The organism is Micromonospora sp. NPDC047187 (assembly GCF_040643355.1).
Lineage (GTDB): Bacteria > Actinomycetota > Actinomycetes > Mycobacteriales > Micromonosporaceae > Micromonospora > Micromonospora salmantinae.
In genome coordinates, this window is the sequence record NZ_JBEYUF010000041.1 from 25,058 (window position 1) to 33,852 (window position 8,795).

An 8,795-nucleotide genomic window follows, 5' to 3' on the forward strand; every position below is an offset into this window, starting at 1 on the left:
TGGAAGAGGTACACTGCGGGGCATGGCCGGAGTCTTCCTGCTTCTTACCGGGCCGTGCTGATGCGCTGAACCCAGCGACAGCACGGCGGCCCCTCCTGCGCGAGGGGCTTTTTTGTGCCCGCCGCCGGCCCGGCCCGGTGGTGCCGAGACGAAGCGAAGCGAAGCGAGGAGAGACGATGAGTGAGGCAGCCGCACCGGCGGGCGACATTCCCCCGTTCCGGTACACCGCGGCCCTGGCCGACGAGATCGAGATTCGTTGGCAGGACAGCTGGGCGCGCGAGGGCACCTTCCACGCACCGAACCCGACCGGCCCGCTGGCCGACCCGACCCACCCACGCGCTGGCGCGGAGAAGCTGTACGTGCTGGACATGTTCCCGTACCCCTCCGGGGCGGGCCTGCACGTCGGCCACCCGCTGGGCTACATCGGCACCGACTGCTACGCCCGCTACCAGCGGATGGCCGGCCGCAACGTGCTGCACGCGATGGGCTTCGACGCGTTCGGCCTGCCCGCCGAGCAGTACGCGGTGCAGACCGGCACCCACCCCCGGACCACCACCGTCGCGAACATCGAGCGGTACAAGGCGCAGCTGCGCCGGCTGGGGCTGGCGCACGACGAGCGTCGCTCGGTGGCCACCATCGACACCGACTTCTACCGCTGGACCCAGTGGATCTTCCTGCAGATCTTCAACTCCTGGTACGACCGCGACGCCAACCGGGCCCGTCCGATCGCCGAGCTGATCGCCGAGTTCGAGGGCGGTAACCGGCCCACCCCGGACGGCCGCGCCTGGGCCGAGCTGAGCGTCGCCGAGCGCCGCCAGGTCGTCGACGACCACCGCCTGGCGTACGTCTCGCAGGCGCCGGTGAACTGGTGCCCGGGGCTGGGCACCGTGCTGGCCAACGAGGAGGTCACCGCCGACGGCCGTTCCGAGCGGGGCAACTTCCCGGTCTTCAAGCGCAACCTGAAGCAGTGGATGATGCGGATCACCGCGTACGGTGACCGGCTGCTGGACGACCTGGACAGCCTGGACTGGCCCGAGCCGATCAAGCTGATGCAGCGCAACTGGATCGGCCGCTCCATCGGCGCCCACATCGACTTCCCGACCAGCGCGGCGCCGGTGCGGGTGTTCACGACCCGCCCGGACACCGTCTTCGGTGCCACCTACATGGTGCTGGCGCCCGAGCACGAGCTGGTCGACGCGCTGGCGCCGGCCAGCTGGCCGGACGGGACGAGGGACGCCTGGACCGGCGGGCACGCCAGCCCCCGGGAGGCCGTCGAGGCGTACCGCAAGGCGGCGGCCGCCAAGACCGACGTCGAGCGGCAGTCCGACAGCAAGGAGAAGACCGGCGTCTTCATCGGCGCGTACGCCACCAACCCGGTCACCGGTGGGCAGATCCCGATCTTCATCGCCGACTACGTGCTGGCCGGCTACGGCACCGGCGCGATCATGGCGGTGCCGGCGCAGGACGAGCGGGACTGGGCGTTCGCCGAGGTCTTCGAGCTGCCCATCGTCCGTACCGTGCAGCCCGCGGAGGGCTTCGACGGCAAGGCGTACACCGGGGACGGCCCGGCGATCAACAGCGCCGCGCCCGAGCGCGGCCTGGACCTGAACGGCATGGGGGTCGCCGACGCCAAGGCGGCGATCATCGCCTGGCTGGAGGCGAACGGGCACGGCGCCGGCGCGGTGACCTACCGGCTGCGCGACTGGCTGTTCTCCCGGCAGCGTTACTGGGGCGAGCCGTTCCCGATCGTCTACGACGAGACCGGCGCGGCCATCGCCCTGCCGGAGGAGATGCTGCCGGTCGAGCTGCCGGAGGTCGACGACTTCTCCCCGAAGACGTTCGAGGCCGACGACGCCAACAGCAACCCGGAGACCCCGCTGTCGCGGCGGCGCGACTGGGTCGAGGTCGAACTGGACCTGGGTGACGGACCGAAGCGCTACACCCGGGAAACCAACGTGATGCCGCAGTGGGCCGGCTCCTGCTGGTACGAGCTGCGCTACCTGGACCCGACAAACAGCGAGCGGTTCGTCGACGCGGAGAACGAGCGGTACTGGATGGGTCCGCGCGCCGACGGCGACTGCGGGGGCACCGACCTGTACGTCGGTGGCGCCGAGCACGCCGTGCTGCACCTGCTGTACGCGCGGTTCTGGCACAAGGTGCTGTTCGACCTGGGGCACGTGTCGTCGTTCGAGCCGTTCCGCAAGCTGTTCAACCAGGGCATGATCCAGGCGTACGCGTACACCGACTCGCGCGGCAGCTACGTGCAGGCCGAGGAGGTCTTCGAGCGCGACGGCGCCTACTACCTGGGTGACCTGGCGGTCAACCGCGAGTACGGCAAGATGGGCAAGTCGCTGAAGAACGTGGTGACGCCCGACGACATGTGTGCCGCCTACGGCGCGGACACCTTCCGGGTGTACGAGATGTCGATGGGCCCGCTGGAGGTCTCCCGCCCGTGGGAGACCCGGGCGGTGGTCGGCTCGTACCGGTTCCTGCAGCGGGTGTGGCGGGCCGTCGTCGACGAGCAGACCGGTGCCCTGCGGATCACCGAGGACCCGGCCGACGAGGCGACCCGCCGGCTGCTGCACAAGGTGATCGACGGCGTCCGTGGCGACATGGACGGCATCCGGTTCAACACAGCGATCGCCAAGCTGATCGAGCTGACCAACGGGCTGACCCGACTGTCGGCGACGCCCCGCGAGGTGGCCGAGCCGCTGGTGCTGATGGTGGCGCCGTTCGCCCCGCACGTGGCCGAGGAGTTGTGGCGCAAGCTGGGCCACGACACCTCGCTGACGTACGCGGACTTCCCGACCGCCGACCCGGCGCTGCTGGTGGCCGACACGGTGACCTACCCGGTGCAGGTCAACGGCAAGGTCCGTGGTCGCATCGAGGTCCCCGCCGACGCCTCCGAGGAGGTCGTCCGCGCGGCGGCCCTGGACGCGGTGGCGGCGACCCTGAACGGGAAGGAACCGCGCAAGGTCATCGTGGTCAAGGGCCGGATGGTCTCGGTCGTCGCCTGACTGCGAGCGATACGCACCGTGACGTCCACGGAGGCGGGCACCGCGGTGAGCGTTATGACTCAGGGGCATAAATATGCCTCCGAGTCATAACGCTCTCCGGCGTGTCCCCCGCCGGTCTCCGCACAACCGGCTCGTGCAGTCGCCGGATCAGCCAGACCAGCCACCCGACGGTTGCGCTCCGGTGGTCACGGGCAGGGCGGCAGTGGCGGCAGCCGGTCCGCGCGGAGCAGCGAGTACGCGTGCTGCTGTGCGGGGTCCGAGTTGTTCCTCGCCGAGGATCCTGGTGACGGCGAGCTTCCCGTCGCGCAACGGGGGCCGGAAGAGGAAGTCCGCGGTTCAGACCGGCATGGTGCGACGGCGGCGGCGTTCGGCGCGCCACCACTGGTGGATGAGCACCAGGCTGGCGATCAGGCCGAGGCTGGCCGGGGCGGCGGCGTACCAGTTGACGTGGCCGGGGGAGCTGACCGCCGCGCCGATCGCCGCGTAGCCGAAGGCGGTCGGCGCGGACGCGATCACGCTGCCGGCGAGGAACGGCAGCACTCGGGCGCCGGTCGTGCCGTAGCCGTAGCTGACCAGGCCGAAGCCGGCGATCGGCAGCAGCCGGACGGTGACCACACCGAGCACGCTCTGCCGGGCGAACCAGCCGTCGAGGCTGGCCAGGCGACCGCGGACCCGTTCGGCCACGAACTCCCGCCCGAGCAACCGGCCGACAGTGAACCCGATCGCCGCCGCCACCAGCGCGGCGCCGAGGGCGTACGCGGCGCCCTCCAGCGGGCCGAAGATCGCACCTGCGGCGAGCGTGATGAAGGTCCGGGGCACCAGCGCGACCAGCAGCAGCGCGCCACCGAGGATCGCCGCCACCGGAGCGAGGTCGCCCAGCCGGTCGGCGACCAGCGGTAACTGCGCCGGATCCGGCCGGGGCACCAGCAGCAGCAGTAACCCGCACCCGCCGATCAGCAGCACGAGCAGGGCGAACCGGGCGGCCGACGGCTGCCGGAGCAGCCGTCGGACGGCACGGATCATGCCCGGGCGGCGGCCACCGCGGAGCGGCGCTCGTTGCGGAGCCGGTCCGACCAGGTGTCGTCCAACGGCGGGAGCTGGTGTGCCCCGGTGGCCCAGCGCAGCAGCAGGTCGGCCAGGGCCGGGTTGCGAGCCAGCGCCGGCCCGTGCGAGTAGGTGCCCAGCAGCTTGCCGCGCCACGCGCCCTCGGTGGCGCCGTCGTTGCCCACCCCGGCGGTGACCCGGGCCAACGGGGACACCTCCGGACCGAGGTGGGTGCGGCCGCCGTGGTTCTCGAAACCGGTCAGCGGGGGCAGGCCCAGCCGGGGGTCGATCTCACCGGCCAGCTCGCCCACGGCCCGGCTCTCGCCCCGGTCGGACCGCAGGTCGAGCAGCTCCAGCCCGCGGCACTGCACACCCTTGGCGAAGAACGAGGTGCCGAGCAGCTGGTAGCCGGCGCAGACGCCGAACACCACCGAGCCCTGCGCGACGGCGCGGTGCAGGCCGCCGTCGGCCAGCAGCCGCTGGGCGCCGAGCGCCTGCGGGCCGTCCTCGCCGCCACCGACCAGGTAGATGTCGGCGGTCGCGGGCAGTCGCTCGTCGGAGCGGACCTCCAACACCTCGACCGGCATCCCACGCTGCCGGGCCCGCCGGGCGAGGATCAGGGCGTTGCCCCGGTCTCCGTAGGTGGAGAGCAGGTCGGGGTAGATCCAGACGATGCGCAGACTCTCAGATGACACGGTCCAACTCCGCTCGGATGTCCTGGAACGCGGTGTAGTTCGCGATGACCTCCAGCCGCCCGGGCGGGACCGACCGGAGTGCGTCGTCGAACGTGCGGACGTGCTGGAACGGCACGTCGTTGACGTCCAGTCGAACCGCCAGGTCGTATGCCCGGTCGCCGGTGATCAACACCTGCCGGCCGCGGAGCGGGGCGAAGTCGACGTCGTAGAGCCAGGAGGTGTCCAGGCCGTCGGGGTCGCGCGCGTTGATGGAGAGCAGGGTCGGCGCGTCGTCGGCCATGTCGAACGCCTCCAGCCAACTGGCCGGGTTCTTGGCCAGCAGCAGCCGGATGTTGCGCCCGTCCTTGTCGACCTGGGCGTAGCGGCCGGCCACCGAGGTGACGATGCCGAGGCGGGACACCGCGTCGACCGGGCGGACGCCGAACTCGGCGGCCACCGCCAGCGCGGTCGCCGCGTTGCCGAGGTTGACCTTGCCGGGCAGTTGGAGGGAGACCTTGTGCCAGGCGCCGGTGGGGTCGAGCACGCCCTCGTCCTCGACGACCCAGTGCGGCTCCGGTCGGCGTAGCGGGCAGCCGGTGCACCACCACTGCTCGCCGGAGCGCTGGATGGTGGAGCCGCACTCCGGGCAGACCCAGGAGTCGTCGTGCCAGCGTTGGCCGGCACTGAACCACGTCACGTGCGGCGGGTTGATGCCCCGGGCGGGGTCGCCCGGTGGGGTGGCGGCCCACACCACCAGCGGGTCGTCGGCGTTGGCCACCACCCGTACGTCCGTGTGCCGGACCAGCGCCGCGCGCCAGAGCTGCGCCATCATGGCGACCTCCTTGGCGCGGTCGAGCTGGTCGCGGGAGAGGTTCAGCAGCGCGACAACGTGCGGCTCGGTCGCCTCCAGCACCTGCGCCAGGTAGTGCTCGTCGACCTCCAGCACCGCGTACGGGGTGCTGCCGGCCTTGGCCAGCGCCGAGGTGTGCCCGCTGGGCATGTTGGCGCCGAACGAGTTGGTGGCGACCCGGCCGAGCACGCCGACCGCGGCGGAGGTCAACCGGGTGGTGGTGGTCTTGCCGTTGGTGCCGGAGACGAGCGCGATCGCGCGCCCGGCCGACAGGTGGGCCAGCAGGTCCGGGTCGATCTTCAGGCCGATCCACCCGCCGATCACCGAACCGTCGCCACGGCCGGCGGCCCGGGAGAGCGCCGCGGCGGTCCGTGACACGGAGCTGGCCACCTTGGCCCGTAGGGGCATTTTCGCGTCCGTCACGCGAGCGAGGTTACCGGACCGCCGGCCCCACCAGATCGCCGCCGACGGTGAACCGTTCGGCCGTGGTGGTTGCGCGGGCGGCCGGGTCGGCGTCCCCCGGACGGAGTCGATCTATGTCGGAAAGCGGACCACGCCGAGGGGCGGCCGGAGCCCTCCACTCCGCTCCACCCCTTGTGACGTGCGGTTTTGTCGCCGGGTCGGGCGCGCCACGCGGGCGAATTTGGTTGCGGGTGGAGGGAAGTGGAGTAGAGTGGGGACCAATGGTGAGGCCGGGAGGGCTCACCGGCCCGGGGGGTCAGCGGCGCCGCGAACGCCGCTCAGGGGCGAGGGGGTTGGGCCGATGTTTCTCGGCACCCACACTCCGCGCCTGGACGAAAAGGGCCGGTTGATCCTTCCGGCCAAGTTCCGGGATGAGCTGGCGGGGGGTGTCGTGGTCACCAAAGGGCAGGAGCGCTGCCTCTACGTCTTCCCGACCCCTGAGTTCCAGCGGATCGCGGAGCAGTTGCGCGCACAGCCGATGACCCACAAGGCGGCCCGGGCCTACAGCCGGGTCTTCTTCGCCAGCGCGCACGACGAGGTTCCAGACAAGCAGGGTCGGGTGACCATTCCGGCTCACCTGCGGGCCTATGCCGCACTGGACCGCGAGTTGGTGGTGATCGGCGCGAGCACGCGGGTGGAGATCTGGGACAAGGTCGCCTGGGAGACCTACCTCGCCGAGAGCGAAGACGACTTCGCCGACATCGAGGAGGGGGTGCTGCCCGGCGGTCTGTAGGGCGGTAACGGCGCCCGACGTACTGCGAGATCTCCAGCCGCTTTCGAGTTCCTGGCATCACTTCCCCGGTGCCAGGCGCACGATCCAGTCATTGGGCGACGGTCCGGTGTCAGGCGGGAGCGGATGGGGATCTGGCGGTACGACGGCAGCGCCGTCCGACGACAGGCGCACGAGAAGAACGGACGTTTCAACCAGTGGGGGTCATCATGGGGGAGTTGCGCGGCACGCACGTGCCGGTGCTGCTCGAGCGGTGTCTCGAGCTGCTGGCCCCCGCGCTGGGTCGAGGCGGCCGGACGGTCTACGTCGACGCGACGCTCGGTCTCGCCGGGCATGCGGAGGCGGTGCTCGAGGCGCATCCGGAGACGGTCCTGATCGGGCTCGACCGGGACACCGAGGCGCTCGCTCACGCGCGGGTCCGGCTGGCCCGGTTCGCCGATCGGGTGCACCTGGAGCACGCCGTCTACGACGAGTTGCCGGACGTGCTGGACCGGCTGGGCTATCCGGCCATCGACGGCATCCTGTTCGACCTGGGTGTCTCGTCGTTGCAGTTGGACGCGCCCGACCGAGGGTTCGCGTACGCCCAGGACGCGCCGTTGGACATGCGGATGGACCAGACCCGGGGGGTGACCGCCGAAGAGGTGGTCAACACGTACGCGCATCCGGACCTGGCCCGGGTGCTGCGGGTCTACGGCGAGGAGAAGTTCGCCGGTCGGATCGCCTCGGCGATCATCCGGCAGCGGGAGCGGGCCCGGATCACCTCGTCCGCGCTGCTGGCGGAGCTGGTTCGGGACTCCATTCCCGCGCCAGCCCGACGAACGGGTGGGCACCCGGCAAAGAGAACGTTTCAGGCTTTACGGATCGAGGTAAACAGAGAGCTGGCAGCGCTGGAGACAGCGTTGCCATCCGCACTCGACGCACTGACCGTGGGCGGTCGCATGGTGGTCCTGTCCTACCACTCGCTGGAGGACCGGCTCACCAAGGCGGCCCTCACGGACCGGGTCCGCAGTAAGGGCCCGATTGACCTCCCGGTCGAGCTTCCCGGGTCCGGTCCGACGTTCCGGCTGCTCAGCCGGGGCGCCGAACTGCCGGGGGAGGCGGAGGTCGCCGCGAACCCGCGGGCCGCCTCGGTGCGGCTGCGGGCCGCGGAGCGACTCGACCCGAACGCGACAGAGCAGGGGCGGACCGACCGCGAACGGTCTCGCCGACGGGTGAAGGGAATGCACCAACCGGGCACGGGGTCCGCCTGATCCGTGGGGGGTCAGGGGCACCGGGACGGCTAGAGGGACGGATGTTGAGGGGGAGGGGACATGAGCATTGACAAGCGCGACCGCCGGGACGTCACCGGCGGCGGGCAGCGCGCACCGCGGTCGGGGGGCCGGATCGCGGCGGCGCGGGCTCCGCGCCTCGGAAACGGTACGCCACGCATCGATCGAACGAATCGGCAGGGGGAGACTCGCGCCCGGGGGGCGCGCGAGTTCCCGACTCAGGGCACGGCCGCGCTGCGACCGGTCGAGAAGGCCGCCAGCGCGACCAGCGCCCGGCCGCCGCGGCTGCGGGTGGCGCCGCCGCCGCCGATCTCGGTGCCGCGTGCGCCGTTCGCGGCGCTGATCGTGGTGCTGGTGGTCGGTGGGGTGCTGGGCATCCTGGCGGTCAACACCAAGATCAATGAGAACGCGTTCCGGCTGGAGCGGTTGCAGCAGCAGCAGGCTCGACTGGACCTGGAGAAGCAGCAACTGGACAAGCAGATCGCCGACGCCGAGGCGCCGGGCAACCTGACCGCCAACGCGAAGCGGCTGGGCCTGGTCGACGCCGGCGAGCCGGGCTACATCCGGCTGCCGGACGGCAAGACCATCGGTGTGCCGCAGCCGGCGAACGGCCAGCCGTCGGTGACCAGCCAGGGTGCAGGAGGCTGACCGGTGCCACCAAGGTCGGACGAGCCGCGCCGGGGCCCGACCGGGGCCCCCGCCCGGGCAGCAAGAGATTCCGGGCCCCCCCGCGGCGACCCCCCCCCCCCC

At 71.7% G+C, this 8,795-nt stretch carries 6 protein-coding genes and 1 pseudogene; 4 read left to right on the forward strand and 3 right to left on the reverse strand.

Annotated features, from left to right (window positions below; translation table 11 throughout):
* Nucleotides 1–176 precede the first annotated feature (176 nt).
* On the forward strand, nucleotides 177–3,017 hold the full coding sequence (gene leuS, locus ABZ794_RS32935) for a leucine--tRNA ligase (RefSeq protein WP_210785715.1): 2,841 nt from the start codon (nucleotides 177–179) through the stop codon (nucleotides 3,015–3,017).
* Between the two features lie 336 nt (nucleotides 3,018–3,353).
* Here leuS and ABZ794_RS32940 read toward each other — a convergent pair whose 3' ends face one another.
* Genes ABZ794_RS32940 through ABZ794_RS32950 form a run of 3 tightly spaced genes read right to left on the reverse strand, consistent with a single transcriptional unit; the run spans nucleotide 3,354 to nucleotide 5,993 of the window.
* On the reverse strand, nucleotides 3,354–4,040 hold the full coding sequence (locus ABZ794_RS32940; RefSeq protein ID WP_210785714.1) for a VTT domain-containing protein: 687 nt from the start codon (nucleotides 4,038–4,040) through the stop codon (nucleotides 3,354–3,356).
* Complete coding sequence (locus ABZ794_RS32945; RefSeq protein ID WP_091407683.1) at nucleotides 4,037–4,756, reverse strand: glutamine amidotransferase; 720 nt, start codon at nucleotides 4,754–4,756, stop codon at nucleotides 4,037–4,039. Before ABZ794_RS32945 ends, ABZ794_RS32940 begins: the two co-directional genes overlap by 4 nt.
* On the reverse strand, nucleotides 4,746–5,993 hold the full coding sequence (locus tag ABZ794_RS32950) for a MurT ligase domain-containing protein (protein WP_091407686.1): 1,248 nt from the start codon (nucleotides 5,991–5,993) through the stop codon (nucleotides 4,746–4,748). Before ABZ794_RS32950 ends, ABZ794_RS32945 begins: the two co-directional genes overlap by 11 nt.
* 355 nt (nucleotides 5,994–6,348) lie before the next feature.
* Here ABZ794_RS32950 and mraZ point away from each other — a divergent pair, with 355 nt between their 5' ends.
* The 3 genes and pseudogenes from mraZ to ABZ794_RS32965 all read left to right on the forward strand — a co-directional run bounded on the left by mraZ (nucleotide 6,349) and on the right by ABZ794_RS32965 (nucleotide 8,693).
* Nucleotides 6,349–6,780 carry a division/cell wall cluster transcriptional repressor MraZ gene (gene mraZ / locus ABZ794_RS32955; RefSeq protein ID WP_030488958.1) on the forward strand — a complete coding sequence of 144 codons (432 nt, stop codon included), beginning with the start codon at nucleotides 6,349–6,351 and terminating at the stop codon, nucleotides 6,778–6,780.
* A gap of 206 nt (nucleotides 6,781–6,986) precedes the next feature.
* Nucleotides 6,987–8,024 (forward strand): annotated as a pseudogene (gene rsmH, locus ABZ794_RS32960) (16S rRNA (cytosine(1402)-N(4))-methyltransferase RsmH); the annotation flags it as partial.
* Between the two features lie 63 nt (nucleotides 8,025–8,087).
* Complete coding sequence (locus tag ABZ794_RS32965; protein WP_357519313.1) at nucleotides 8,088–8,693, forward strand: hypothetical protein; 606 nt, start codon at nucleotides 8,088–8,090, stop codon at nucleotides 8,691–8,693.
* Nucleotides 8,694–8,795: the final 102 nt, after the last annotated feature.

What these genes read in the sequence shown, in the direction of transcription:
- ABZ794_RS32940 (WP_210785714.1), bottom strand. Translation starts at nt 4,040, where the DNA reads ATGATCCGTGCCGTCCGACGGCTGCTCCGGCAGCCGTCGGCCGCCCGG.
- mraZ (WP_030488958.1), top strand. Translation starts at nt 6,349, where the DNA reads ATGTTTCTCGGCACCCACACTCCGCGCCTGGACGAAAAGGGCCGGTTG.
- ABZ794_RS32965 (WP_357519313.1), top strand. Translation starts at nt 8,088, where the DNA reads ATGAGCATTGACAAGCGCGACCGCCGGGACGTCACCGGCGGCGGGCAG.
- ABZ794_RS32950 (WP_091407686.1), bottom strand. Translation starts at nt 5,993, where the DNA reads ATGCCCCTACGGGCCAAGGTGGCCAGCTCCGTGTCACGGACCGCCGCG.
- leuS (WP_210785715.1), top strand. Translation starts at nt 177, where the DNA reads ATGAGTGAGGCAGCCGCACCGGCGGGCGACATTCCCCCGTTCCGGTAC.